This is a genomic window from Cloacibacterium sp. TD35 (genome assembly GCF_028864635.1).
In the GTDB taxonomy this organism is placed as follows: Bacteria; Bacteroidota; Bacteroidia; order Flavobacteriales; family Weeksellaceae; genus Cloacibacterium.
In genome coordinates this window covers 1,462,010-1,488,207 of record NZ_CP104850.1, presented here as the reverse complement: position 1 = coordinate 1,488,207, position 26,198 = coordinate 1,462,010, and the positions used below count along the sequence as shown (strand labels likewise).

Sequence of the window (26,198 nt, the reverse complement as noted above, 5' to 3'; positions counted from 1 at the left end):
AAAATCACTATCTTTGCCGCTTAATTATTATAGACGATCTTTAAATGAATTTATTTACGGAATCCAATTTAAGTCCTGATTTATTGAAGGCAATTGGCGAACTCGGCTACGAACAGCCGACAGAAATCCAGAAACAGACTATTCCTTTTATCCTTTCGGATACTCGCGATCTCATCGCACTTGCGGCAACAGGAACAGGCAAAACAGCAGCATTTTCGCTTCCGATTCTGGATATGATAGACGACGCAAGTCGTAAAATCCAGTTATTAGTGCTTTGCCCTACTCGTGAACTTTGCCTTCAGATTACCAAAGACATTAAAAACTATACAAAGTACCTTCCTAACCTAAAAACTACCGCAGTTTATGGAGGAAGCAGTATTACAGACCAAATTCGTTCACTTCGTGAGAAACCACAGATTATTGTAGGAACTCCAGGACGTGTAATTGATTTAATTGGTAGAAAAGCTTTAGATTTTTCAGAAATCCATTGGCTCGTTTTAGACGAAGCTGATGAAATGCTTTCTATGGGTTTCAAAGATGATTTGGAAACTATTTTAAGCGAAACACCTTCTGAAAAACAAACGCTACTTTTCTCTGCTACGATGAGCAAAGAAGTAGAACGTATTACCAAAAATTATTTGACTAATCCGCACAGAATTTCTGTAGGTTCTATTAACGAAGTTAAGAAAAACATTAAGCACGAATATTATGTGGTAGGTTACAGACAGAAAAAAGAAGCATTAAAAAGATTATTGGATGCCAATCCTAATCAATATTCTATTATTTTCTGTAGAACAAGAATGGAAACTCAGGAAGTTGCAGATTTCTTGATGCAAAATGCGTATGCAGCAGATGCACTTCACGGTGATTTATCTCAAGCGCAGAGAGATACGGTAATGAAAAAATTCCGTTTGAAAAACATTGATATTTTGGTTGCAACAGACGTAGCAGCTAGAGGTTTAGATGTAAATTCTCTTACACACGTAATTCACTACTCGCTTCCAGATGACCCAGAAGTTTTCGTACACAGAAGTGGTAGAACTGGTAGAGCTGGTAAAGATGGTATTTCTATGTCTTTAATTAAACCTGAAGAATCTAGAAAACTAAAACAAATCAAGCTTTCTACAAAAATTGAAATTGTAGAGAAGAAAATCCCAACGGGTGAAGAAATTATCAAAGCTCAAGTAGAAGGTGTTTTCGAAAAACTGTTTACAGAACACGAAGATTTATTTACTTTTGATGACAGTCTTATCCCAGATTTATCTGCATTCACTAAAGAAGAATTGGTTCACCAGTTGCTTCAACTTCAGCTAAGAGATTTGGCACTGTTCTACAAAGACAAAAAAGATTTGGCAGACCAAAAATTCTCAAACGACAGAGATGATAGAGGTAGCAGAAGAGACCGTGACAGAGATAGAGGAAGAGACAGAGACAGAGGAGATAGAGGAAATCGTTTTGAAAGAGGCGACAGAGACGGAGGAAGAGAAAGAGGAGGAAAACCAAAAAGAAGAAACGAAAACATGACCAGATTCTTCTTTAATCTTGGTAAAAGAGACAATCTAAAGAAAATGGACATGCTAGAAATCATCAATAAAGCTACGGCTAAATCTAAGAAACGTGCAGATATTGGTGACATAGAAATCCTAGAAAAATTCTCTTTCTTCGAAGTTGAAAAATCTTTCAAAGATGAAGTTCTAAAAGGTTTACAAACTCAGAAATTCAAAGGAAAAGATATGCGCGCCGAAGTGGCCAACTAATTTTTTCTAACTTAACATAAAAACGCTACTTTTTCGGTAGCGTTTTTTTATTTTATGTACATTTGTATGAAGATAAAATTTTTAAAGTTATGGTAAACATTTATTTTAAATGTTAATTTAACATTACCGTAACATTAATTTTCTTTATTATGATTAGCTTCGCACCACTCAAAAAAAGCATTCTAATGATACGCAAATTTTGCTTTATCCTTCTGATTACTTTTGCAATTTTCGCAAAATCACAAAGTAATAATTCAGAACATATTTCTGGTTTTACTGTAGTTTCTCTCAATTACAAACATGACCAAAAATGGAGTGCTTACCTGGAACTTCAACAGCGTTCTATAGAAGATTTCAGCTTGCCAGATTATTACGAAATAAAAGGAGGAATAGGTTACAATATTAATAAAAACAACCAGTCTTTCGTGGGTTTAGGAAGATATGCCACCTATAAAGAAAGCAGAATTGCAAACGAAGAATTTAGAATCTGGCTACAACACACTTATTCATTTAGTGTAGATAAACTAAAAATAGACAATAGGTTACGACTAGAAAAACGTTTCTTTCACAACGCCGTAACAGATGTAGACACCAATGATGAAAGATATAGACTAAGAACCACTTTAACGATGCCTCTTAACAATGAAAAAATGGCTCCAAAAACAATTTTCGCCAATGCTTTTAACGAAGTTTTTATTGGTCCAAATGGAGATTTATTTAAGAGAAATAGAATTTTCGGAGGTTTAGGATATGTGTTCAGCCCTTTAGTTTCAGCTAATTTAGGTTATATGTGGCAAAGAGAACTCTACCCTAGCCAGAGAAGTTTACATTTTTTATACCTAGGATTTAATTTTACCTTAGACAGAGCTAAACTTGGTCATTCTGAACCATTTAACGTAGCCGACTAGGTCAATGTTAATAAAACTTAACAAAACTATAACAATCGCAACACATTTTTTTCAGAAATTTGTAACAAATTATAAATAAATTATAAAACAATGGGAATTGGAAACATTTTCAGAGCATTTCAACCAAAAGACAAAATTTTCTTTGTATTGTTTGAACAAGTAGCAGAAAAATTGATAGACATGTCAAAAGAATTTCACGAAGGAATTACAGATTTTGACATCAATGATGATACTTTACTAAAAAAAATGAGTGATTACGAGCATCAAATGGATGACCTTACTCACGAAATTTTTGTTCAATTAGGTGAAAACTTCATCACTCCTTTTGACAGAGAAGATATTAATTATCTTGCAGCTGGTTTAGATGATATTGCAGATTATTTATTTGCTTCAGCAAAATACATCTATTTGTACAAAAGCCCAGAAGTAAAACAATATTCAGAACTTTCTTTATTGATTTACAAATCTTGTGTAGAAATTCAAAACGCGATTAAAAACTTAAAAGAGTTTGTTAATCCTAAAGAAGTTAAAGAATCTTGCATCAAAATTAATTCTTACGAAAACATTGCTGATGATGTACTGAGCCAAGGAATCGTAGATGTTTTTGAAAGCAATGACCCAATCAAAATCATTAAAGTAAAATCAGTTTTAGAATATCTAGAAATCGTAACTGATAAAGCGGAAGACGTAGCCAATACCATTGAAAACATTGTTATTAAATACGCATAAATCTATTTTCATTAACCTTAAAAATTTATAGAGAATGGATTTTCCCATACTATTAATCATCATTATTGCCCTTGCATTAATTTTTGATTTTATCAACGGTTTCCACGATGCCGCGAATTCTATTGCAACCATAGTTTCTACTAAAGTACTTTCGCCGTTTCAGGCAGTATTATGGGCTGCACTTTGGAATTTTGTTGCTTTTTTCTTTGCAGCATACGTCATCGGAGAATTTAAAATCGGTAATACCATCGCCAAAACAGTAAATGAAAATTACATTACCCTAGAAGTAATTTTCTCAGGACTTATCGCGGCTATCGCTTGGAATTTATTAACCTGGTGGTTTGGTATTCCTTCATCATCATCACATACACTTATTGGTGGTTTCTTAGGAGCTGCTCTTATGCATGCTTTAGTTTTAGACTACAATGCAGTAGCTCTTGCACACCCTGATTTTTCAATGATTGAAAAAATAAAGTTCGCATTTAGTGAGCTCTTTACCCAAAACGTAGTAAAATATGAAAAGGTAATACCTATCTTTTTATTCATATTTTTAGCGCCTATTATTGGGATGATTGTTTCGGTAATCATTACTTTAATCATTGTTTACTTTTCTAAGAAATCTAATCCACACAAAGCTGATCAACAGTTTAAAAAATGGCAGTTGTTTTCTTCTGCACTTTTCAGTTTAGGTCACGGATTAAATGATGCTCAAAAAGTAATGGGAATCATAGGTGCTGCTGTTATTTATTACCACGTAAATATGATTGGTGGTACAGATGTATATGCCACTATGGAAAGTGCTGATCGCTTTAATCACTTTACCACAGATTATATTTGGGTACCATTCGTATCTTTCTTAGCCATAGGTTTAGGAACGATGAGTGGTGGTTGGAAAATTGTAAAAACCATGGGTACTAGAATCACTAAAGTGACTCCACTAGAAGGTGTAAGTGCTGAAACTGCTGGTGCTATTACCTTATTCCTTACAGACCATCTTGGTATTCCTGTATCTACTACACACACCATTACAGGTTCTATCATTGGTGTAGGACTTACCAAAAGAGTTTCTGCAGTAAGATGGGGAGTTACCATCAGTTTACTTTGGGCATGGGTAATTACTATTCCTATTAGTGCAATTATTGCAGCATTATGCTATCTTGGCGTAATGGCTTTATAAAAAATAATATTTTTTAAATAATATTTAAACTACTTGTCTTTACAAGTAGTTTTTCTTTTTTTTAAACCTTAAGAATTGTATTTTTGTAAAAATTAACATGTATGGAATTCATAGACAAATATCAAGAAATAGTTGCCAAAGCAATCGAAAAACACTCCTTCAAAAATAAGCCTACCGAACTTTACGAGCCCATGAATTACATCATTTCTCATGGCGGAAAAAGATTAAGACCCATTATGGTTCTTATGGCTAATGAACTTTTTGGTGGAGACACAGAAAAAGCAATGAAACCAGCTCTTGCCATAGAGTTTTTCCATAATTTCACACTCATTCATGATGATATTATGGATGAAGCACCTCTCAGAAGAGGAAAACCTACCATTCATACTTTACACGGAATCAATATCGGCATACTTTCTGGCGATGCATTACTGATAAAAGCTTACCAATTTTTTGAAGATTTAGAACCCGAACTTTTCAAAGAATGTATTAAAATTTTCTCTGAAACAGGTGCAGTTCTTTGTGAAGGTCAACAAATGGATGTGAACTTCGAAACGATGGAAAATGTAACCTATGATGATTACATAGAAATGATTACCAACAAAACAGGAGTTCTAAGTGCCGCTTCATTCCAAATAGGAGCACTCATTGCTGGTGCTAAAAAAGAAGATGCAGAACTTCTTTATAATTTCGGAAAACACATTGGTATTGCGTTCCAAATTATGGATGATTATTTAGATGTTTTCGGAAATGTAGAGCAATTCGGTAAAAAACACGCTGGAGACATCTTCGAAAATAAAAAAACAGTGCTTTATCTCCTTGCTATGGAGCATGCCAATGAAGCAGAGAAAAAAGAACTCGATTTTTGGTATTCTAAAAAAACTGAAAATGTAGACAAAATCTACAGCGTAGAGAAAATTTTCAGAAGAAATAAGGTAGACGAAAAAGTGTTAAGACTTATCCAAAAACACAACGAAATAGGTCACGATTTCTTAAAACAAATTGACGCACCAGAAGAAAAGAAAAAACCTTTCATGGAATTGGCCAATTATTTATTGAGAAGAAACTCTTAAAATGAAATTCAGAACAGAAGTCAATATTCCTATTTCTGAAAAGAAAATCCTTTTAACCGACAGCATTTTTTCTGTCGGTTCTTGCTTTGCTGCAGAAATGTCTAAATTGCTCAAAAACGGACAAATGCAAACACTTTGCAATCCTTTTGGAACGATTTTTAACCCATTTTCGTTGAATATCGCCATCAAAAATCTACACGATTGCAAAAAATATAAAGAAGAAGATTTAATTCTTTATAATCAAGAGTACATTTCTCTAAATCACCACACTTCTTTCAATAGTTTTTATGCACATAAAACCCTAGAAAGAATCAATCAAAACATAGAAACGGGAAATCAATTTCTACAAAAAACCAATTGGGTATTTATCACCTACGGCACTTCATTTATATATGAATTTTTGCCTAAAAATCAATTGGTGGCGAATTGTCATAAAATTCCGCAAAAGTTTTTCAACAAAAGACTTTTAACAGATGAGGAATTGAAAACTTCCATTACAGAAACCATAGAGAATCTAAAAGATATTTGTGAAAATAACGTTCAAATTCTATTTACAGTTTCACCAGTTCGTCACACCAAAGATGGAATGACGGAAAATCAATTGAGTAAATCCAAGTTGATTTGTGCGCTTCATGAAACCCTTTCCCATTTCGAAAACTGTCATTATTTACCGATTTACGAAATCATGATGGACGATTTGCGAGATTACAGGTTTTACAAAGAAGACTTAATTCATCCCAATAATCAAGCGATACAGTACATTTGGGAAAAATTTGGCAATGTTTATTTTTCAGAAGAAGTAAAAGATTTCATTACTGAAAACTACAAAATAAAAGCAGCTTTAGAACACAGACCAAATGACGAAAAATCTCCAAAATATTTGGAGTTTTTAGAAAAATTAAAAGAAAAAATAGCGCTTCAACAACTTAAAGTAAAACATAAGATTTTTATAGAATGAAAATCAGAAAACTCAATATCGACGATTTAGAAACGCTTAGAGATCTCAGCATTCAAACCTTCAAGGAAACTTTCTCTGAAGTAAATACCGAAGAAGATATGCAAAAATATCTCCATGAAAATCTGAGCATTGAAAAGCTAAAATCTGAGTTAGAAAATCCAAATTCGGAGTTTTATTTCGCTGAAAACAATGATGAAATTTTGGGTTACTTGAAACTGAATTTCAAAGATGCTCAAACCGAAAAATTAGAAGAAAACTACTTCGAAATTGAAAGAATTTATGTTTTAAAAATATTTTTAGACCAAAAAATCGGACAAATTCTCTTTGATAAAGCAATAGAAATCGGAAGAGAAAAGAATTTAGAATATGTTTGGCTTGGCGTTTGGGAAGAAAACCACAGAGCCATTCGTTTTTACGAAAAAAATGGTTTTGAAATCTTCGGAAAACATGATTTCACTCTAGGCGAAGATGTACAGACTGATTTATTGATGAAACGTTTTATTAATTAAGAAATTAAAAAATTGAGAATTGTATTTCAATTTTCAACTAAAAAAATGATTGACACACATACACACTTATATTCAGAAGAATTTGATGAAGACAGGGCAGAAATGATTCATCGCGCCATTAACAAGGGCGTTACCGAATTTTATCTACCTGCCATAGATTCAGAATCTCACGAAAAAATGCTTCATTTAGAAGCAGAATATCCCAACCAGATTTTCGCAATGATGGGATTGCATCCTTGTTATGTAAAACCAGAAACTTGGAAAAAAGAATTAGACATCGTAGAAAATTACTTGAATCAAAGACCATTTCCTGCCATTGGCGAAATCGGAATTGATTTGTATTGGGACAAAACTACGCTTGATATTCAGATAAAAGCTTTTGAACAACAGATAGATTGGGCGATTGAGAGAGATTTACCCATTGTCATTCATACCAGAGAAAGTTTTGATGAAACCTTCGAGGTTTTAGAAAGAAAAAAACACCCGAAATTACGAGGAATTTTTCATTGCTTTTCTGGAAATTTAGAACAAGCAAATCGAGCGATAGATTTAGGTTTTGTACTAGGAATTGGTGGCGTTGTTACTTTTAAAAATGGTAAAATCGACCAATTTTTAAATGAAATTCCTTTAGAAAAAATTGTTCTGGAAACAGATTCGCCTTATTTGGCACCAGTTCCGCACCGCGGAAAAAGAAATGAAAGTTCTTACCTGGATTTGGTCGTTGGAAAATTGATCAATATTTACAACAAAGATTTTGCAGAAATTGATAGAATCACTACCGAAAACGCACATCGTATTTTCGGAAAATAAATTCTCGCAAAGTCGCAAAAAAAATAGCAAAGACCGCAATGAATGTCATTACGGTCTTTTTTTTCTTTATTTCAATTTAGAGAAATTATTTCTTTCTATAAAAAACCTTCTTTTTCGGTTTTTTAAAATTAATATCTTCTTTTTTTTGAGGTTTAGGTTTGGGTACAAAAGGTTTATTGTTAGAATCTCTTTTTTGTTCTACCAAATTATCCGGATGATAAGGATGATCTTTTACAACAGGAATTTTCTTTCCAATTAATTTTTCGGTATTTTTTAAATTCACCAAATCTAGTCCATCTACAAACGAAATAGAAGTTCCTTCTGCTCCTGCTCTTCCCGTTCTACCAATTCGGTGAACGTAGGTTTCAGAAACGTCAGAAAGTTCGAAATTAATCACATATTTTAAGTCATCAATATCAATTCCTCTCGCAGCAATATCAGTGGCTACTAAAACTCTTGTTTTCTTATTTTTGAAATTGCTTAATGCTGTTTGTCTGGCATTCTGAGATTTATTTCCATGAATGGCTTCAGCAGAAATATTGCTTTTATGAAGTTTTCTAGCAATTTTATCAGAACCGTGTTTTGTTCTGGCAAAAACCAATACTTGGTCTAATTTATCATCTTGAAGAATGTGAGTCAACAAATCTAATTTGTCGTCTTTTTCTACAAAATAAATCGATTGATTAATCGTGTCTGCAGTTGAAGAAACAGGAGCCACTTCTACTTTTACAGGCTTATGAAGCATAGAATTGGCCAATTCCTGAATTTCTTTAGGAAAAGTCGCTGAGAAAAACAAGGTCTGTCTTTTCGGCGGAAGTAACTTTACTACTCTTTTCACATCATGCACAAAACCCATATCGAGCATTCTATCTGCTTCATCGAGAACAAAAATTTCTAAATTTTTAAGCGAAATAATACCTTGATTGATGAAATCGAGTAATCTTCCTGGAGTTGCTACTAAAATATCTACACCTTTTTTAAGAGCTTGTTCTTGAGCGCCTTGTTTTACGCCTCCAAATATTACCAAAGTTTTCAGCGGCAAATGTCTTCCGTAAGCTTTGAAACTTTCTTCAATTTGAATCGCTAATTCTCTGGTTGGCGTTAAAATTAATGCTTTAATTTGATGGTTTTTGGTGTTTTTATGATAAAGATTCTGCAAAATAGGAATGGCAAATGCAGCAGTTTTTCCGGTTCCTGTTTGAGCAGTTCCTAATAAGTCTTTGCCTTCTAATAAATGTGGAATCGCTTGTGATTGAATAGGTGTTGGTTTTTCATAACCTTCTTGGGTAAGCGCATCTAGGATGGGCTTAATCAATTGTAAATCTGTAAATAACAAATGTTTAAATTTTAAAAATGTGTGCGGGCGAAGTATTTTACTTCAACATTTTTTGCTCAAAAAATCTGTGAAATATTTACAGATATTTGAAAAAGTATCTTCTACTTTGGCTAAAGAATGCCGCGAATAATGGGACAAAGATAGTCTTTTAGAAATAAATGAAAAAAAGCGCTCACAAAATGAACGCTTTCTATATTTTTTATCCGTGTAATTTCTTCCAGATTACATCTTTCAGTTCTACCAAACCCTCTTGGGTAACACCTGAAAAGAATAGCGGTTTCAGTTTATCTGGAAACTCTGCCGTGATTTCTTTTTTCAATTCATCATCTAGCAAATCTGATTTAGAAATAGAAACAATAATGTCTTTATCTACTAATTCTGGATTGTATTCTTCTAATTCATTCAGTAGAATTTGATATTCTTTGTAATGATCTTCAGAATCTGCAGGAATCATAAAAAGCAAGATAGAATTTCGCTCAATATGTCTTAAAAATCTGTGACCAAGACCTTTTCCTTCTGCAGCTCCTTCAATAATTCCGGGAATATCTGCCATTACAAAAGACTTGAAATTTCTGTATTCTACAATTCCTAAATTGGGAGTCAATGTAGTAAAGGCGTAATCTGCGATTTTTGGTTTTGCCGCAGAAACAGCAGCTAAAAGTGTAGATTTCCCAGCATTTGGAAAGCCAACTAATCCTACATCTGCTAAAATTTTGAGTTCAAAAACTACGTAACCTTCCTCGCCAGGCATTCCAGGTTGTGCATATCTTGGAGTTTGATTGGTAGAAGACTTGAAATGCTCATTTCCAAGACCACCCATTCCTCCTTTCATGATGATGATTTCTTGACCATCTTCCATTATTTCACCAATAATCTCGCCTTCTTCATTTTTGGCAATTGTACCAATAGGAACATTAATGTAAACATCTGCTCCATAAGCTCCAGTCAATTGGTTTTTACCACCATTTTCGCCGCGTTCTGCCTTTACATGACGAGTATAACGAAGTGGAAGCAATGTCCATTCCTGAGCATTTCCTCTCATAATAACATGTCCTCCTCTTCCTCCATCGCCACCATCAGGTCCACCTTTTGGGATATATTTTTCTCTACGAAGGTGCGCAGAACCTGCACCACCGTGACCTGATTTACAATGTATTTTTACGTAATCTACAAAATTGCTCATGTTTTATAAGAATTTAGGGTTTAGGATTTAGGATTTAGTTTTTTTGAAATTTCAATGCTATTTCCTAAATCCTATTACCTAAAAATCTATTTTATTTTCTCTACTTCGGCAAAAAGTTTTTCAGAGATTTCAGAGATTTCTCCTACTCCATTAATTTCTACATATTTGCCTTGTTGTTTATATAGTTCTGCTACTTCAGCAGTTTTAGCATAATATTCTTCAATTCTGTGTCTGATAATTCCTTCTTCACTATCATCTACTCTACCAGAAGTTTCACCTCTCTTTACTAATCTTTGAACTAAGATTTCGTCTTCTACAATAAGTGAAAGACATACAGAAATTTCTGAATGTAACTGGTCTTTTACAATCTGGTCTAAAACTTCAGTTTGGTAAGAAGTTCTTGGGAAACCATCGAAAATGAAACCATTTGCTTCTGTAGGTTTTTTAAGCTCATCTACTAACATATTGATGGTAACTTGGTCTGGAACCAATTCTCCTTTATCAATATAAGATTTTGCTAATTTACCTAACTCCGTATCATTTTTCATGTTAAAACGGAATAAATCTCCTGTAGAAATTTGCTTAAGGTTAAATTTTTCAATTAGGTTTTGCGCTTGGGTTCCTTTACCACTACCTGGAGGACCGAATAGAACGATGTTTATCATTTTTATAGATTTGAGATTTAAGATTTGAAATTTGAGATTTTATAAATTTTCAAATTCAAATGTTAAACAAATATTATGGGGTTGTTTTCTATTAGTGATTTATTCTACCATCTTCTAATTGGTACAAATCTGGTAAGTTTCTTCCTAATTCATCATAATCTAATCCATAACCCAACACGAATTTATTAGGAATTTCTTTGGCTACATAATGTATTTTGAAATCTTTTTTATAGACTTCTGGTTTTAGTAAAAGCGTTGCCACTTTTAGAGATTTTGGTCTTTGTGTATTTTCGAAATAATTATATAAACTTTCGATAGTATTACCTGTATCTACAATATCTTCCATTAAGATAATGTGTCTTCCTTCTACTTCTTTTGTCAAGTCCATTTTCTTGTAAACAATCCCTGTAGATTGTGTTCCTGAATAAGAAGACATTTGGATAAACGCCAATTCGCATTTCCCTGGATAATACTTTAGAAAATCAGAAAAAAACATGATTACACCGTTTAAAACCCCGATAAAAACAGGAGTTTCATCTTTATAATCTTCGTAAACTTTTTCTGCAAGTTTTTTTACGATTTCTTGAAGTTCGTCGTGCTTTAGGTAAGGCACGAAAGATTTGTCGTGAATTTGTATGCTTTCCATAACTTGTTGTAAGTCGCAAATTTACAGAAATTTTAGGAATTTTGGAGGGTAAATTTGGTTAAAAGGTATATATTTCTGCAATATGGATAGAAGTGAAAATCCTTTTATTTTTCTTTGACAAATGGAAAAATAAAAGATTGTAACGAATAGCCCGACTTTTTCTTGCTTTGGCAAAAGTAATGGCAGAAAAAGATTGCCATAAAAATTTTAGAGGTGAGATTTTTTAAAACTTAAAAAGTGACTTTAGAAAATCTTTGGTTAAAAATTTATCTAAAGGATAAATTCTCATAAAGTGATTCCCCACGAAGAAAATAATCAAAACCAAAGCTGGCTTGTATACCAAATTCAAAAAACTATTTGAAAAATTAGGTAAAACAATCGCTACAGAAATAGCTAAAGTTGCTAAAATAACGCTGTACAACATCTCTATCGTAAAAGGAGAAACCTTGAATTGATAGTAGTTGAACGCAATTTTGGTCAAGTTAAATATCGTCAATGAAACGGCGTAAGAAATAGAAATTCCCAGAATTCCTAAACTAGTTTTATTGATGAAATAAAAGTTAAGACTCGTGGTAAGAACCGCCAAAAACAACATCACGTAAATATTAAATCGATAATATTTTGACATGGAAATAATGTGACTGTTAAAACCTGTTGCCAACTCAAATAACAATGCAAAACCAATCACCCAAACCAGCGGTTGCGCTTCCAGTAATAATTTTCCAGATTTTGGCATAAAATCCGTGAGATAAGGATAACCAACTGCAATACAAGAAAATAGCACCAAACCCAGAAAAAATAAACTCAGAGAGGTTTTTTTATAATAAACATCTAGTTCTTTAATGGTATTATCAGCAAAATGTTTGCTGATAATCGGCGCAGAAATATTATACAATCCCATTGAAGGAATGCTGATGAGCTGCACCACCGAAAAAACAGTGCTGTAAATTCCGTTTTCTTCGAATGAAAGCTTTTCGCCAATCATGTAATTGGAAATATTCAAAGCTAAAAAACTCCCTAAATTCCCTAAAAACCCGTAGAAACTGTAATTCAAAATTTCTTTCCAAAGTTTGTCTTTTTTGACAAAATCTGTACTGAAATCAGGCGATATTTTCTCTAATTTATTGGTATACAGAATATAACCAATTAATCCCAGAACAAAAACGCCTAAGAAAAATCCGTAAGAGATTTTTTCTGAAGCACCCAAGAAAAAGAACAGACAAAAAGCCCCTAAGTTGGCTAATTTTGGGAAAATATTTTCAAAAATATTTGGAACAACTATTCTTTTGAAATTAGAAATATATCGGTTAAAAACCGCGGAAAGCGACATCACCAAAACCATTGGTAAAATCAAGCGCTTCATATCCCATAACTCAGAATCTTCCTGAAACGAAGAAAAAATATAGAAAAAAGCAAAAAATCCGAATAAAAAAATCAAGAAATTAATCCCAACTCCTACTAAAGAAAGGCTAAAAAGATTTTGATGTTTTCCTTCTTCTTTGGCTTTCCCGAAAAAGTAAACGTTAGAATAACTCAACCCGAAAACAACAAAAGGAACCAGCATTAAGGTAGCCGACAAAACGAAACGTAGTTTTCCGTAGAAAACCATATCAAACGGAAATATAAAAATAGCAGAAACAGTTCCCAGTAAAAAACCAAGGTATCCTATGATAGAATATTTAAAACTTTGTCTGGCTACTACGCTCATTCTTTTTTAAGTTGTTGATTTGTGAAGTTATAAAATTGTTAAGTAGGAAAAACATCTTAACAGTTTTACGATTTTGCAATAAAAATAATATTGTTAATGTAATTTTCGTAATCTTTTGCAAAGATAGCATTTTGAGATTTGATAAACTCTTCTGTAAGTCTTTTCAATTCAAAAGTATTTCTATCTAAATAATGAGCCTCGAAACCCCAACTTTCCATTTCTGAAATCAAGTTCCAAACAGGTTCCTGATGATGGCGCTGCTCCATTTCTACCATTACCGTTGGTTTAAATTTCAAAATCGTTTCCTTCGCTCCGAAGAGCGTTTTCATCTCGTTTCCTTCTACATCTATTTTGATGAAATCTACTTTTTGTAATTTTTGAATTGGAGCAAAATCATCTAATTTCACCACTTTTACCTTTTGAATAATGGTTTTTTCTTCGTTTTCTTCTCTGAATTTGGTTTGCAAAGTTCCTCTGGAATTCACTTTCTCGCCTTTCAGAACTGGAATTTTAAATTCTGCAACCGTATTTTCGTCTGACAAAGCCACGGAAAATAGTTTAACCTTCGGAAATAGCCTTTTCAATCTTCTGTTCAAAGATTTATTGGGTTCAAAAGCATAAATATTTTGAGGAAAAAGATGATATTCTAACTGATAAATAAAATGTCCCACGTTTGCGCCAACATCTATAAAAACAGCATCTTTCGGAAGAAATTCTGTTAACCAAAGCAATTCTGGCTCTACTTTTCTAGAAATAACATTTTCGCGGGTAAGCTGATTTTGTTTTTTAAAAAACCTCTGTTTATACAATTGAGGAATGATATACTGAGAAGCTTCTATAAGAAATTGGTAGAGTTTCATGGATTAGTTATAAGAGTGCAAAAATAGTTTTTTCTAGCTCTTGTAAGACTTTTTCTTTGCTGAAATCTGAAAAATCCACATCTTTTTTTGTAAATAGAAAGTCTTCCAAACCTCCTTTTTCAGGAACAATAAAGGAATATTTTGAAGGATAATTTTCTGGAAAAATCGCCAACTTGCCGAATTTAATTGCATCGCCAATGTTTCCGCTCATTTTGGTTATTCCATAGAGTTCTTTTTGGCTAAGAAACTCCGTTTCTTGTTGGATAGGGCACCACAAAATATCTGCTTTTTGCATATAATCATCAAAAACATCTTGTGGAACTTTTTCTGTGAAATATTTTATGGAAATATTTTCTGGTTTTGATTGTTCAAAATCTTGAAGTATTTCTAATTCTTTTCCTTGTGCTTTTCCTAGAAATATAATTTCGAAAGGAAAATGAAATTTTATAATTGATTTCAAAACCCTTTCATAATCTCTTCTTTTCTGGGAAACCGCTCCCGGAATGACTATTGTAAATATTGGGTTATCTGATTTTTCAGAAAATTTGGTATAAAAAATGGGAAGATTTTTATAAGTTCCTTTTGCCAAAGTCTGGTCTAAAACCAAAAGATTTTTTGCTTTTTTGTAAACTTTTGACTTACTCAACAAACCATCTTTCAACAATAATTTTAATCGATATTGAAAATCTTCCTTGAAAATAGAACTCAACAAATCAAAGTTTGAAGCCTTCAAAAAATTCAAATTATGACAAATAATCGAAGTATTGAATTGTTCCACAACTTTCTCAAAAACATTAAAATAACGATGAACCGTTCCGATGATAATTAATTGATAGTTGTTGGTTGATAGTTGTTGTAAAAGTTTTTCTGGTGTCGCTTTAAAGATATTTTCAGGCAATTTGTCATTCTGAGCGAAGCCGAAGAATCTCAGAATCTTTTCGCTGAAATAATAATCCACAGAAAATGCAACGGAATCATTCATTAATTCCATAAAATTCAGCGCAATTTCTGCGTGAGTATCGAGTTCTATGTAAGCGATTTTTTTCAACTTTCTGAATTCATTATTTAAATGTTTCAAATGAATCTAATTATTAGGATTTCTAATTGGTTCTGGCACTTCTAATAAACCATTATCAAAAACTTTCTTCCCATCAATAAAAGTGGATACAACATTTACATTAAGTATAAACTTTTCATCAATACTCATTAAATCTCTATCTAAAACTATAAAATCTGCATTTTTTCCCACTTCTAAACTTCCTCTTTCTTTTTCCTGAAATACCGATTTTGCAGCCCAAATTGTCATTCCTCTTAAGGTTTGTTCTCTGCTTAAGGCATTTTCTTTCTGGAAACCATTTTCAGGATAATTTTGCGCATCTTTTCTTGCTACTGCAGCCAAAAACGTTTTAAACGGATTGATATCTTCCACAGGAAAATCAGTTCCCAATGCAACCCAACCGTTCTGCTTCAACAAATCTTGATAAGCATACGCCGTTTTAATGCGTTCACTTCCCAATCTTTCTTCCGCCCAATACATGTCAGAAGTGGCGTGAGTTGGCTGAACAGACGGAACGATATTATACTCTCCAAAATACTGAAAATCAGCAGGATTTACAATTTGTGCGTGTTCTATTCTCCATCTTTTATCGTTTTTGCCTTTTAAAACATCACCATAAATTTTCAGAATTTCTCTATTCGCAGAATCACCAATGGCATGAGTACACATCTGTAAATTGCTATTAACCAATTTTTTAGCTAAATTTTCAAAATGAGATTTTTCGCTTAATAGAAAACCTCTCCATTTTGGTTTATCATGATAATCACTTAACAAACACGCACCTCTACTTCCCAAAGCGCCGTCTGCATAAACTTTAAAACCACCAACAGTGATTTTTCCGTTTGTGTATCGACCTTTTTTAGTCCATTTTTCATAATAATCAGGATTGTCACTTAAAAGCGCAAAAACATTCATTTTTAAAACTTTCTGCTGTTGGGATTTTTCTAAAAGTGACAAAGTATGTTCAGAAATACCACAATCGTGAAGAGAAGTTAAACCAAAAGCAAAGCATTCTTTTTGCAACTCCCCGAAATATTTGATTGCCAAATCATCTTCAATCTCTGGAATCACTTTTTCTACCAAATCCATGGCATTATCAACTAAAATTCCGGTTAATTTTCCGTTTTTCTGTTCAATATCTCCTCCCAAAACTTTAGTTTCGGTTGAAATTTTAGCCAAATCCAAGGCTTTTTGATTGGCTATGGCAGCGTGACCATCCACTCTTTTTAAATAAACCGGACGATTAGGAAACAATTCATCTAGTTTTTCTTTGGTTGGATATTCTTTTACCGCCCAATCATTCTGATCCCAGCCTCTTCCATATAACCAAAATTTAGGAGCCGTTTCACTGTATTTTTTGATTTTTTCTACAATTTCTTCCCAAGATTGAGTTCCTACCAAATCACTTTTCCAACGGTCTGTTGCATAGCCTGTAAAATGGCAATGAGCATCTATAAAACCTGGATAAACGGGCTTTCCTTGAGCATCAATTTTTTGAGTAGCGGTGTATTTTTTCAGTATTTCTTTTCCTCCAATGGCTACAATTTTCCCCTTGGAAATCGCCATGACTTCAGCAACATCAAAGTTTTGATTTACCGTATAAATTTTAGCATTGTAAACAATTAAATCTGCTTTTTTCTGTGCGGAAAACAATCCGAAGAATAGTAAAAAGAATATTTGTAGGTTTTTCATATTTTATGATTTCATAATTTTTTTAAACATTTCATTCCATCTCAAATTTCTGATAAATGCAATTTCTTCTTGGCTTAAAACTCTAGGATTTTTCTGATTCAAAAATGATTTCATGGTGATAAAAAACTCTGAAACCGATTTATTTTTCCAAGAAGATTTCGCTGAAGAAATCACAGCTAAAGGAAAATTAAGACCAATATTGTAAAAATATTCTCCCAATTTCTGGGCTTTTTGAGATTTATATTTATAGGCTGTTGGGCGAAGATGTTTCACACAAAGCTCTTGAATTGTTACCGTTTCAAATCCGTGCATTTTACACAGCATCACATCTATATTATCCCAACCGAGAACCGCTCTCAAACCTTTCATTTTAAGAAATAATTCTTTTCGATAAGACTTTATAGGACCTCGAACGTGATTTTTGGAAGACAGATTTTCGAAAACCCATTCTCCATTTTTTTCAATGTAAACCAAACCAGAAACCATTCCTGCTTTTGGATTTTTCTCGTACACTTCATTTACTTTTTCTAAATAATCAGCAGAGAAAATAATGTCTGCATCGAATTTACAAACCACATCGTATTCTTCTAAATTCTCAGTTTCTAAACCTTTATTAAAAGTTCTCACGACTTTTGCACCGGGTTGATGTTCGGATTTTTCTAAATTTAAAACTTTGAAACTTGATGCTTCGACTCCGCTCAATGTGACATTATTAATAAATTTTTCTGCAATTTCTTGGGTTTTATCCGTAGAGCCATCGTTCACAATTACGCATTTAAAATCCTGAAACGTCTGATTTTTCAGCGATTCTAAACATGGAAGCATGTTTTTTTCTTCGTTGTGAGCGGGAATTATAATGAAAAACTTCATGGATTACATTAATTCGTCATGCCATTCTTTAATGATTACTTTCGAAACCAAACCTGTGGTTACAAATGGATCACCTTTTACAAATTCTTCGGCAGATTCTCTATCAGTAAAAATCGCCATCGCTCCTTCTCCCGGAATTGCAAACGGACCAATTCCCAATATTTTTCCAGCTTTTACAAAGATTTCTTCATTGGCCTGATGCGCAGGAAAAACTTCCATCATTTTTTCCATAGTCGTATCTGGTGCGGTTTCGTAAAGAACTACTGTTTTCATATTTTTATGTTTTGGTACATTTAATTTTCAAATTCTAATGTGCTTCAAGCCAATTTTCACCAACGCCAACTTCCACCAATAAAGGAACTTCAGTTTTGTAGGCGTTTTCCATATTTTCTTTAATGAGTTTTTTGGCGGTTTCTACTTCGTTTTCTGGCGCTTCAAAAACCAATTCGTCATGCACTTGTAAGAGCATTTTGGTTTTCAGATGTTCCTGTTCCAGAACTTCCTGAATTTTAATCATCGCCAATTTGATAATATCTGCAGCAGAACCTTGAATCGGTGCGTTTACGGCATTTCTTTCGGCGTGACCTTTTACCACAAAATTATTAGAATTGATGTCTTGCAAATGGCGTTTTCTGCCCAAAATCGTTTCTACATACCCTAATTTTCTGGCTTTGGCAACTTGTTCTGCCATAAATTCTTTCAATTTAGGATAAGTTTCGTAATAAGAATCGATGAGTTGTTTTGCTTCCGTTCGTGAAAGTCCAGTTTGCTCTGCCAAAGCAAAAGCACCTTGACCATAAATAATTCCAAAATTAACGGTTTTGGCTTGTGAACGCTGCGTTTTTGTAACTTCTTCGATTGGGATTTTAAATAATTTTGCCGCAGTAGAAGCGTGAATATCTTCGCCATTTTGGAAGGCTTTTATCATGTTTTCTTCGCCAGAAATTTCTGCAATCAACCTCAATTCTATCTGAGAATAATCGGCAGAAATAAGTTTGTTTCCTTCATCTGCTACGAAAGCTCCACGAATTTGTTGACCACGCAAAGTTCTAATCGGAATGTTCTGTAAATTCGGGTTCAGAGAAGCCAATCTTCCAGTAGCAGCAGTGGTTTGCGAAAAATTGGTATGTACTCTTTTCGTGTCTTTATCAATCTGATTCGGCAATGCATCTACATAGGTAGATTTCAGTTTTTGGTAGGTTCTGTATTCTAAAATATATTGGATAATCTCATGTTTAGAAGCCAATTTCTGCAAAATATCTTCCGAAGTAGCGTATTGACCGGTTTTGGTTTTTTTCGCTTTCGGATCTAATTTCAACTTTTCGAATAAAATTTCGCCGAGTTGTTTCGGAGAATTCATGTTAAATTCTTCGCCACAGAGTTCAAAAATTTTGGTTTCAAGGTTTTTCAAATCGTTTTCTAAATCCTTGCTTTCTTGAATCAACCAATTTTCGTCTAAAGAAATTCCTGCAAATTCCATTTTGGCTAAAACGCGCATTAATGGCATTTCTATATGATAAAACAAATCTTCTACCCCTTCTTTTTTCAGTTGAGGCGCAAAAATTTCGTACAATTGAAACGTTACATCTGCATCTTCCGCAGCGTAATTGGTTTGGTCTTCCAGTGAAACATCACGCAATGTTCCTTGATTTTTACCTTTTTTGCCAATCAAACTTTCAATAGAAACAGGTTTATAATTCAGATAAATCTCTGAAAGATAATCCATTCCGTGTCTTCCGTCTGGATTCAGAAGATAATGGGCAATCATGGTGTCAAAAATCGCTCCTTCTACTTCTACACCATAATGTTTCAGAACTTTATAATCGAACTTAAGATTGTGAGCGATTTTTAAAATTTCTTTTTTCTCAAAAAACGGACGGAAAATTTCTAAAGTTTTCTTTGCTTCTTCCTGATTTTCAGAAATCGGGATGTAATAAGCCAATCCTTTTCTGTAACAGAAGCTCATCCCGATGAGTTCTGCGTCCATTTCATTAAGAGAAGTGGTTTCTGTATCAAAACAAACTACTTTTTGAGCCAAAAGATTTTTGACTAAAATTTTCTGTGCTTTTTCGGTATCGATATATTGATAAATTTTATCCGTAGTTTCTATGTTGAGTGTAGTAGAAGTAGATTGTTCTAACGCTTCGAAATCTGCAAATAAATCGAGCTGTTGTGGTTTATTGCTGGAAGCTGAAGGTTGGGAAGTTTCAACTGTTTTTTCAATTGAATTGTCTTGATTCTCGCTTTTCGGTTCCTGATTCTGATGAAATGCTCTGTACAGATTTTCATACAATCTTCTGAATTCTATTTCGTCAAAAATCTCACGAACTTTTTCAAAATCTGGAATATCTAAATCGTATTGCTCCTGGTGAAATTCAACGGGAACGTCACAAATAATCGTAGCCAATTTTTTTGACAAAATCCCTCTTTCTGCAGAGTTTTCAACTTTTTCTTTAAGTTTACCTTTTAGCTGGTCTGTGTTTGCCAAAAGATTTTCGATGCTGCCAAATTCTTTCAAAAATTTCATAGCTGTTTTTTCGCCCACTCCTTCTAATCCTGGAATATTATCCACAGCATCTCCCATCATTGCAAGGAAATCGATGACCTGTTTCGGATCTTCAATTTCGTATTTGGCTTTAACCTCTTCCACTCCTAAAATTTCTACATCACCTCCTTTTAAACCTGGTTTATAGATTTTAATTCTGTCGGTGACCAACTGCGCAAAATCCTTATCTGGCGTTACCATAAAGGTGCTGTAACCTTCTTTTTCGGCTTTATTGGCAATGGTTCCTATCACGTCATCTGCTTCATAACCTTCAACTCCCAAAATCGGAATATGCATGGCTTCTAAAATTCTGTGAATATAGGGAACTGCATTTTTTATCGCTTCTGGAGTGTCACTTCTATTGGCTTTGTATTCTGTAAAATCAGCGGTTCTCACATTTTCTTTTCCCACATCAAAAACCACAGCCAAATGCGTTGGTTTTTCTCTTCTAATCAACTCAATTAATGAATTGGTAAATCCAAAAATAGCAGACGTATCAAAACCTTTAGAAGTTAATCTAGGGTTTCTAATCAGAGCGTAATAACCGCGGAAAATCATCGCATAAGCATCGATGAGAAAAAGTCTTTTGTCAGAATTTGTCATAAAACAAAGGTAATAAAAAGAGCCAAGTAAAAATAACCTAGTAAAAAGTTTTTTGGACTGAAAGTTGGATGTATTTTCATCCAAATTTTATAAATAAATCGTATTTTTGGCTCAATGAAAGATTTGAATTTAAGGAACGTTACGGTAATGCGTTATATTCTTCCGCTTCGTGAAGGTGGAAGTTTGCCTGCATTAGCAGAAGCGGATGATGATTTTAAATACGTTTTGAAATTTCGAGGTGCTGGTCACGGTGTAAAAATGCTGATTTCTGAACTTTTGGGCGGTAAAATCGCTGAAATTTTAGGCTTGAAAATTCCAGAATTGGTTTTTGCAAATCTGGATGTAGATTTCGGAAGAACTGAAGCCGATGAAGAAATTCAGGATTTACTGAAATTTTCAGAAGGTTTAAACTTAGGTTTGCATTATCTTTCTGGTGCCATTGCGTATGATCCAAGCATGAAAATAGATGCACTTTTAGCTTCCAAAATTGTTTGGCTCGATGCGTTCATTACCAATATTGACCGTACTTTCAAGAATACTAATCTTCTTTGGTGGCATAAAGAATTATGGGTGATTGATAATGGAGCTTCTTTTTACTTCCATCATTCATGGCAAAATTTTGATACAGCAGCAAAAACGCCTTTCAAATATATAAAAGACCACGTTTTGCTTCCTCAAGCCAGCAAATTAGACGAAGCAGATGCATTTGCAAAATCGGTTTTAAATGATGACGTTTTCAAAGCGATTGTGAATTTAATTCCTGAAGATTGGTTGCAATGGAATGATGCCGATGAATCGCCAGAAGAAATACGAGAAATTTATTTTAATTTCTTGAAAACCAGATTAGAACATTCAGAAATCTTTTTAAACGAAGCCAAAAATGCAAGAGGATAAAATTTACGAATACGCAGTCATAAGACTCGTTCCGAAGGTTGAAAGAGAAGAATTTTTCAACATAGGATTGGTGATGTTTTCTAAGAAAGAGAAATACATAAGAGTAGAATTTTATCTCTGCAAAGATAAATTCCAACTGATGCACAGCAAATTAGACTACGATGAAGTTTTTAAAAATCTGGAAAACTTTCAAAAAGTTGCCAAAGGCGAAAAAGAAGGTGGTCCAATTGCTTTGCTAGATATTCCTGAACGTTTTCGTTGGCTCACTGCAGTAAGAAGTGCTGTGATTCAAACATCCAGACCTCATCCTGGGAAATCTAAAGACCTTGACAAAACTTTCGAACGATTATTTGAAGAATTAGTTAAATAAAAAATTATTTCACTTTTACTTCTTTCAATTTTTCTATTTTTTTTATTTCTTTTAAAAGCAATGGAAATGCTGGTTCTGCCATTCCGCCATGGTCGAAACCTTGCAATTCATACAAGGTAGTTTGTTGATGACCAGCTAGTTTCATCATTCTTTGCATGTAAGCGTTTTCTTCGTATCTACCGAATAATTCTAATTCTCTATCGCCTGTAATTAACAACATAGGGGGCGCATCTGCTCTTACAAAATACAGCGGTGCATATTCATCAATCAGCGGTTTATATTCTGGAAAACCTTTTTCTTTTCTGATAGTAAAATGCGTAATGGTATGTCCACTAAAAGGAATAATTCCCGCCAATCTATTCGCATCAATATCGTATTTTGCAAGGTAATCTTTGTTTAGCGCAACCATGCTCGCCAAATAACCACCTGCAGAATGTCCTGAGATAAAAATTAAATTTTCATTACCACCATAATTTTTAATATTTTTAAAAACCCAAGCTGTTGCCGCAGCTGCATCTTCAATTGCTTTCGCTGCATTTACCTGAGGTGAAAGTCTGTAATTATCACCAATGATCGCAATTCCTTTCTCCTGTAAATATTTAGGAATTTCTTTGTTTCCGCCAGTTAATCCACCACCGTGAAACCAAATAACCGTAGAAAAATTCTTCACATTTTTAGGAATATAAACATCTAAAACACAACGTTCATTGATATAAACATCTGATTTATTAATAGATTCACTATAATAATTAATATTCGTAATCGTTTGATAATCTTTATTTTGTGCAAATAATTGTATTGAAATAAAGATGAAAAATAAAAATGCCCACAACTTTTTCATAGTAGAAATTGAATTTGGTTAAAAAAATAAAAAACGTGCAAATAAGCACGTTTCATCGTTTATATTTTCGTCAATTTTGCAAATTTTAGGATTAGATTTTTTTCTCCTTCAGTTACAAATTTCACTTTAGCTTTAATGTTTTCTGGGTCGGTTCCATCAAGGAAAATCACTTCTCCTACTCCAAATCTATCATGGCGAACTCGGTCTCCTACTTCAATATCTTGAGAAGAATTTCCGCTCGGATTGATGATTTTTGCCGAAGCAACTGGCTTTAAATTTTTAGGTAAAGGTTTTGGCTCATCAGAACTTGGCAGTTTTTTCTTTTCTGCTTTTTTGAAGAATCTTGGTTCTGAAAAGTTATCTCCAAAAATATCAGAACTTAACCCAGATTTATTCACAAATCTGCTTTCTAACACTGGATTTAAGAATTCTATATACTCTTCGTCTACTTCGCTTAAGAATCTGGAAGGTTCTGCATCTGTAATTTTACCCCATTGAAATCTAGAAACGGCATAAGAAAAGAACACCTGTTTTTCGGCTCTGGTTAAAGCTACGTAGAATAATCTTCGCTCTTCTTCCAGCTCTTCACGTGTGGAAGAACTCATAAAACTTGGGAACAAATTTTCTTCTAAACCTACCAAATGAACCACTGGAAACTCCAATCCTTTTGACAAGTGAATCGTCATCAAAGAAACCTGGTCTTCGTTTTCAGATTTCTTGTCCTGGTCTGTAGAAAGAGCAATATTTTCTAGGAAATTTGATAAACTTGGGTCACCGTCTTCTAACTGTTGCTGCTCCTCTATGAAACCCTGCATAGAGTTCATGAGTTCTTGCACGTTTTCTACTCTAGAAATTCCTTCAGGAGTTTGGTCGTCTTTCAAAAACTTGATTAAACCACTTCTTTGGGCAACTTCCATCGCAACGGTGTACACATTTTCGGTTTTTAGCATCACTTGGAAGGCTTTAATCATGCTCCAGAAATCTGCTAATTTAGAAATCACGCCATTGTTAAAACCTAAATGTGGTGCATAAATCCCCAAATTATCTAAAACGTTTGCCAAACTCACATTTTGTGAATCCGCAAAAACAATCAATTTATTTTGAGTCGTTTCTCCAATTCCACGAGTAGGATAATTGATGACTCTAAGCAAAGCTTCACTATCATTTTCATTGACCAAAAGTCTTAAATACGCCACCAAATCCTTGATTTCTTTTCTTTGGTAGAAACTTAAACCGCCATAAACTCTGTACGGAATATTTTTACGTCTCAGCGCATCTTCGAAAGCTCTGGTCTGGGAATTGGTTCTATATAAAATGGCAAAATCTGTAAATTTTCTTTGGTTTGCATTGTGCTGTTCCCAAATATTATTCGCTACAAAATTGGCTTCGTCTGCATCTGAAAGCGCTCTGAAAACCTTTATTTTATCGCCTACTTCATTATCACTGAATACATTTTTCTTGAACTGTTCTTTGTTTCTGGCAATGACTACATTCGCAGCGTTCACGATATTTTGCGTAGAACGGTAATTCTGCTCCAGAGAAACGGTTTTGGCATCTGGATAATCTTTCTTGAAGTTCAAAATATTATAAATATTCGCACCACGGAAAGAGTAAATGGACTGTGCATCATCTCCTACTACACAAATATTTTCAAATTTTGAAGAAAGTGCTTTTACAATTAAATATTGAGAATGGTTGGTATCTTGGTACTCATCTACCAAAATATATCTGAAACGGTCTTGATATTTCGCTAGAACTTCAGGAAATCTGGTCAATAATTCATTGGTTCTCAAGAGTAAATCATCAAAATCCATCGCGCCATTTCTGAAACACTGCTCTACATATTTCTCGTAAATTTTGCCAATGTATTTCATGTTTGCACGTTCGTCTGCTTCGATTAATTCAGGATTATTCTGATACGCACGAACCGTGATTAGATTATTTTTATAGGTAGAAATTCTGGATTGAACTTTTTTAGGCTTGTATAATTCTTGGTCAATATTCAGGTCTTTCAAGACTTTTTTAAGAACATTCAGAGAATCTTGCGTATCATAAATGGTAAAATTAGAAGGAAAGCCGAGATAATGTGCTTCGCTTCTCAGAATTCTAGCAAACACAGAGTGGAAAGTTCCCATCCAAAGAGATTTGGCATTTCCTTCTCCTACTACTTTTGCAATACGCAGTTTCATTTCTTTGGCGGCTTTGTTGGTAAATGTAAGTGCCAAAATATTAAAAGGATCAATTCCGTTGGTAATTAAATGTGCAATTCTCATCGTAAGAACTCTCGTTTTACCAGAACCCGCCCCTGCCAAAACCATCAATGGTCCGTGCAAAGTGGTAACTGCTTCATACTGAGGTTCGTTGAGTCCTTTCAAATAATCCATTCTGTGCAAAAATTTTTGTGCTGCGAATTTATAAAATTTAAATCTAAATTTTACTTAGATTTACAATCAATAAATATCAAGTTAATTTTATCGTTTTGATTTTAAATAAAAAATATGAAAAAAATATCTTTAGTTTTAATAGCGCTCGCTTTGCTTTCTTGTCAGAAAAAAAATGAAGCCCCTGAAACCCTTTCTCCTGAATTGGCATCTTATGAGCAGGAAAATGCATCGGCTTCTGATTCATCAAATGCTGTAAGTAAACAGAATTCTGCGCCTATCACGATGAATAACTCTGCGCCTACTGCATCACAGAGCAACACCATTTCAAGCAATCAGCCGCAGCAAACTGCACCGGGAATGAATCCACCACACGGACAACCGAATCACAGATGTGACATCCCAGTTGGCGCTCCATTAAATTCTAAAAAAGCAGAAGCTATAACGGTAAAAACCCCTGATATTCAAACTACTACAACTAATCCTATTGCTCCAACAGAAAACAATGCCAATTCTACAACAGTAGCAGATGGTATGAATCCTGCACACGGACAGCCTGGTCACAGATGTGATATTCCAGTTGGCGCACCTTTACCAACAAATTAATTTATAATATTTTACAAATT

At 33.8% G+C, this 26,198-nt stretch carries 24 protein-coding genes; 11 read left to right on the top strand and 13 right to left on the bottom strand.

Annotated features, from left to right (window positions below; genetic code table 11):
- Positions 1-44: 44 nt before the first annotated feature.
- From N7277_RS06920 to N7277_RS06885, 8 genes are all read left to right on the top strand, one after another.
- Positions 45-1,757 (top strand): DEAD/DEAH box helicase, encoded by a 1,713-nt coding sequence (locus tag N7277_RS06920; protein ID WP_274778845.1) that lies wholly within the window; start codon positions 45-47, stop codon positions 1,755-1,757.
- A gap of 185 nt (positions 1,758-1,942) precedes the next feature.
- Complete coding sequence (locus tag N7277_RS06915) at positions 1,943-2,665, top strand: DUF2490 domain-containing protein (protein WP_274778844.1); 723 nt, start codon at positions 1,943-1,945, stop codon at positions 2,663-2,665.
- A gap of 90 nt (positions 2,666-2,755) precedes the next feature.
- A complete protein-coding gene (locus tag N7277_RS06910; RefSeq protein ID WP_274778843.1) occupies positions 2,756-3,394 on the top strand; it encodes a DUF47 domain-containing protein in 639 nt (212 codons plus the stop codon).
- Between the two features lie 34 nt (positions 3,395-3,428).
- On the top strand, positions 3,429-4,571 hold the full coding sequence (locus tag N7277_RS06905; protein WP_274778842.1) for an inorganic phosphate transporter: 1,143 nt from the start codon (positions 3,429-3,431) through the stop codon (positions 4,569-4,571).
- Positions 4,572-4,672: 101 nt separating this feature from the next.
- A complete protein-coding gene (locus tag N7277_RS06900; protein WP_274778841.1) occupies positions 4,673-5,644 on the top strand; it encodes a polyprenyl synthetase family protein in 972 nt (323 codons plus the stop codon).
- A 1-nt stretch (position 5,645) separates the two neighbouring features.
- Positions 5,646-6,602: a GSCFA domain-containing protein gene (locus N7277_RS06895; protein WP_274778840.1), complete on the top strand. Its 957-nt coding sequence runs from the start codon at positions 5,646-5,648 to the stop codon at positions 6,600-6,602.
- Complete coding sequence (locus N7277_RS06890) at positions 6,599-7,111, top strand: GNAT family N-acetyltransferase (protein ID WP_274778839.1); 513 nt, start codon at positions 6,599-6,601, stop codon at positions 7,109-7,111. Before N7277_RS06895 ends, N7277_RS06890 begins: the two co-directional genes overlap by 4 nt.
- 45 nt (positions 7,112-7,156) lie before the next feature.
- Positions 7,157-7,921, top strand: coding sequence for a TatD family hydrolase (locus N7277_RS06885; RefSeq protein WP_274778838.1), 765 nt, complete (start codon positions 7,157-7,159; stop codon positions 7,919-7,921).
- Between the two features lie 85 nt (positions 7,922-8,006).
- Here the strand turns inward: N7277_RS06885 and N7277_RS06880 are convergent, their stop codons facing one another.
- The 11 genes from N7277_RS06880 to polA all read right to left on the bottom strand — a co-directional run bounded on the left by N7277_RS06880 (position 8,007) and on the right by polA (position 21,086).
- Positions 8,007-9,257, bottom strand: coding sequence for a DEAD/DEAH box helicase (locus N7277_RS06880; RefSeq protein ID WP_274778837.1), 1,251 nt, complete (start codon positions 9,255-9,257; stop codon positions 8,007-8,009).
- Positions 9,258-9,456: 199 nt separating this feature from the next.
- On the bottom strand, positions 9,457-10,440 hold the full coding sequence (gene obgE, locus N7277_RS06875) for a GTPase ObgE (RefSeq protein WP_274778836.1): 984 nt from the start codon (positions 10,438-10,440) through the stop codon (positions 9,457-9,459).
- A gap of 86 nt (positions 10,441-10,526) precedes the next feature.
- A complete protein-coding gene (locus N7277_RS06870; protein ID WP_274778835.1) occupies positions 10,527-11,105 on the bottom strand; it encodes an adenylate kinase in 579 nt (192 codons plus the stop codon).
- Positions 11,106-11,196: 91 nt separating this feature from the next.
- On the bottom strand, positions 11,197-11,751 hold the full coding sequence (hpt, locus tag N7277_RS06865) for a hypoxanthine phosphoribosyltransferase (protein ID WP_213188699.1): 555 nt from the start codon (positions 11,749-11,751) through the stop codon (positions 11,197-11,199).
- A 223-nt stretch (positions 11,752-11,974) separates the two neighbouring features.
- Positions 11,975-13,459 carry a lipopolysaccharide biosynthesis protein gene (locus N7277_RS06860; RefSeq protein WP_274778834.1) on the bottom strand — a complete coding sequence of 495 codons (1,485 nt, stop codon included), beginning with the start codon at positions 13,457-13,459 and terminating at the stop codon, positions 11,975-11,977.
- A gap of 65 nt (positions 13,460-13,524) precedes the next feature.
- Positions 13,525-14,319 carry an FkbM family methyltransferase gene (locus N7277_RS06855; protein ID WP_274778833.1) on the bottom strand — a complete coding sequence of 265 codons (795 nt, stop codon included), beginning with the start codon at positions 14,317-14,319 and terminating at the stop codon, positions 13,525-13,527.
- Positions 14,320-14,326: 7 nt separating this feature from the next.
- Complete coding sequence (locus tag N7277_RS06850) at positions 14,327-15,367, bottom strand: hypothetical protein (RefSeq protein ID WP_274778832.1); 1,041 nt, start codon at positions 15,365-15,367, stop codon at positions 14,327-14,329.
- A gap of 36 nt (positions 15,368-15,403) precedes the next feature.
- Positions 15,404-17,068: an amidohydrolase gene (locus N7277_RS06845; RefSeq protein WP_274778831.1), complete on the bottom strand. Its 1,665-nt coding sequence runs from the start codon at positions 17,066-17,068 to the stop codon at positions 15,404-15,406.
- A gap of 3 nt (positions 17,069-17,071) precedes the next feature.
- Entirely contained in the window at positions 17,072-17,938 is an 867-nt protein-coding gene (locus N7277_RS06840) for a glycosyltransferase family 2 protein (RefSeq protein ID WP_274778830.1), read from the bottom strand.
- Between the two features lie 3 nt (positions 17,939-17,941).
- Entirely contained in the window at positions 17,942-18,211 is a 270-nt protein-coding gene (locus tag N7277_RS06835; protein WP_069797596.1) for a YciI family protein, read from the bottom strand.
- A gap of 34 nt (positions 18,212-18,245) precedes the next feature.
- Positions 18,246-21,086: a DNA polymerase I gene (polA, locus tag N7277_RS06830; protein WP_274778829.1), complete on the bottom strand. Its 2,841-nt coding sequence runs from the start codon at positions 21,084-21,086 to the stop codon at positions 18,246-18,248.
- A gap of 114 nt (positions 21,087-21,200) precedes the next feature.
- Between polA and N7277_RS06825 the strand changes: the two genes are divergently transcribed.
- Both N7277_RS06825 and N7277_RS06820 read left to right on the top strand, forming a co-directional pair.
- Positions 21,201-21,980, top strand: a complete 780-nt coding sequence (locus tag N7277_RS06825) for a HipA family kinase (protein WP_274778828.1) — start codon at positions 21,201-21,203, stop codon at positions 21,978-21,980.
- Positions 21,967-22,350, top strand: coding sequence for a DUF3037 domain-containing protein (locus N7277_RS06820; RefSeq protein WP_274778827.1), 384 nt, complete (start codon positions 21,967-21,969; stop codon positions 22,348-22,350). Before N7277_RS06825 ends, N7277_RS06820 begins: the two co-directional genes overlap by 14 nt.
- Before the next feature lie 4 nt (positions 22,351-22,354).
- Here the strand turns inward: N7277_RS06820 and N7277_RS06815 are convergent, their stop codons facing one another.
- Positions 22,355-23,191, bottom strand: a complete 837-nt coding sequence (locus N7277_RS06815) for an alpha/beta hydrolase (protein WP_274778826.1) — start codon at positions 23,189-23,191, stop codon at positions 22,355-22,357.
- Between the two features lie 59 nt (positions 23,192-23,250).
- Positions 23,251-25,575, bottom strand: a complete 2,325-nt coding sequence (locus tag N7277_RS06810) for an ATP-dependent helicase (protein WP_274778825.1) — start codon at positions 25,573-25,575, stop codon at positions 23,251-23,253.
- 114 nt (positions 25,576-25,689) lie between these two features.
- Here N7277_RS06810 and N7277_RS06805 point away from each other — a divergent pair, with 114 nt between their 5' ends.
- Positions 25,690-26,178 (top strand): hypothetical protein, encoded by a 489-nt coding sequence (locus N7277_RS06805; RefSeq protein WP_274778824.1) that lies wholly within the window; start codon positions 25,690-25,692, stop codon positions 26,176-26,178.
- The last annotated feature ends 20 nt before the right edge of the window (positions 26,179-26,198 follow it).

Coding starts and splice junctions, on each gene's coding strand:
- N7277_RS06920 (WP_274778845.1), top strand. CDS start 45: ATGAATTTATTTACGGAATCCAATTTAAGTCCTGATTTATTGAAGGCA.
- N7277_RS06915 (WP_274778844.1), top strand. CDS start 1,943: ATGATACGCAAATTTTGCTTTATCCTTCTGATTACTTTTGCAATTTTC.
- N7277_RS06910 (WP_274778843.1), top strand. CDS start 2,756: ATGGGAATTGGAAACATTTTCAGAGCATTTCAACCAAAAGACAAAATT.
- N7277_RS06905 (WP_274778842.1), top strand. CDS start 3,429: ATGGATTTTCCCATACTATTAATCATCATTATTGCCCTTGCATTAATT.
- N7277_RS06900 (WP_274778841.1), top strand. CDS start 4,673: ATGGAATTCATAGACAAATATCAAGAAATAGTTGCCAAAGCAATCGAA.
- N7277_RS06895 (WP_274778840.1), top strand. CDS start 5,646: ATGAAATTCAGAACAGAAGTCAATATTCCTATTTCTGAAAAGAAAATC.
- N7277_RS06890 (WP_274778839.1), top strand. CDS start 6,599: ATGAAAATCAGAAAACTCAATATCGACGATTTAGAAACGCTTAGAGAT.
- N7277_RS06885 (WP_274778838.1), top strand. CDS start 7,157: ATGATTGACACACATACACACTTATATTCAGAAGAATTTGATGAAGAC.
- obgE (WP_274778836.1), bottom strand. CDS start 10,440: ATGAGCAATTTTGTAGATTACGTAAAAATACATTGTAAATCAGGTCAC.
- N7277_RS06870 (WP_274778835.1), bottom strand. CDS start 11,105: ATGATAAACATCGTTCTATTCGGTCCTCCAGGTAGTGGTAAAGGAACC.
- hpt (WP_213188699.1), bottom strand. CDS start 11,751: ATGGAAAGCATACAAATTCACGACAAATCTTTCGTGCCTTACCTAAAG.
- N7277_RS06860 (WP_274778834.1), bottom strand. CDS start 13,459: ATGAGCGTAGTAGCCAGACAAAGTTTTAAATATTCTATCATAGGATAC.
- N7277_RS06855 (WP_274778833.1), bottom strand. CDS start 14,319: ATGAAACTCTACCAATTTCTTATAGAAGCTTCTCAGTATATCATTCCT.
- N7277_RS06845 (WP_274778831.1), bottom strand. CDS start 17,068: ATGAAAAACCTACAAATATTCTTTTTACTATTCTTCGGATTGTTTTCC.
- N7277_RS06840 (WP_274778830.1), bottom strand. CDS start 17,938: ATGAAGTTTTTCATTATAATTCCCGCTCACAACGAAGAAAAAAACATG.
- N7277_RS06835 (WP_069797596.1), bottom strand. CDS start 18,211: ATGAAAACAGTAGTTCTTTACGAAACCGCACCAGATACGACTATGGAA.
- polA (WP_274778829.1), bottom strand. CDS start 21,086: ATGACAAATTCTGACAAAAGACTTTTTCTCATCGATGCTTATGCGATG.
- N7277_RS06825 (WP_274778828.1), top strand. CDS start 21,201: ATGAAAGATTTGAATTTAAGGAACGTTACGGTAATGCGTTATATTCTT.
- N7277_RS06820 (WP_274778827.1), top strand. CDS start 21,967: ATGCAAGAGGATAAAATTTACGAATACGCAGTCATAAGACTCGTTCCG.
- N7277_RS06815 (WP_274778826.1), bottom strand. CDS start 23,191: ATGAAAAAGTTGTGGGCATTTTTATTTTTCATCTTTATTTCAATACAA.
- N7277_RS06810 (WP_274778825.1), bottom strand. CDS start 25,575: ATGGATTATTTGAAAGGACTCAACGAACCTCAGTATGAAGCAGTTACC.
- N7277_RS06805 (WP_274778824.1), top strand. CDS start 25,690: ATGAAAAAAATATCTTTAGTTTTAATAGCGCTCGCTTTGCTTTCTTGT.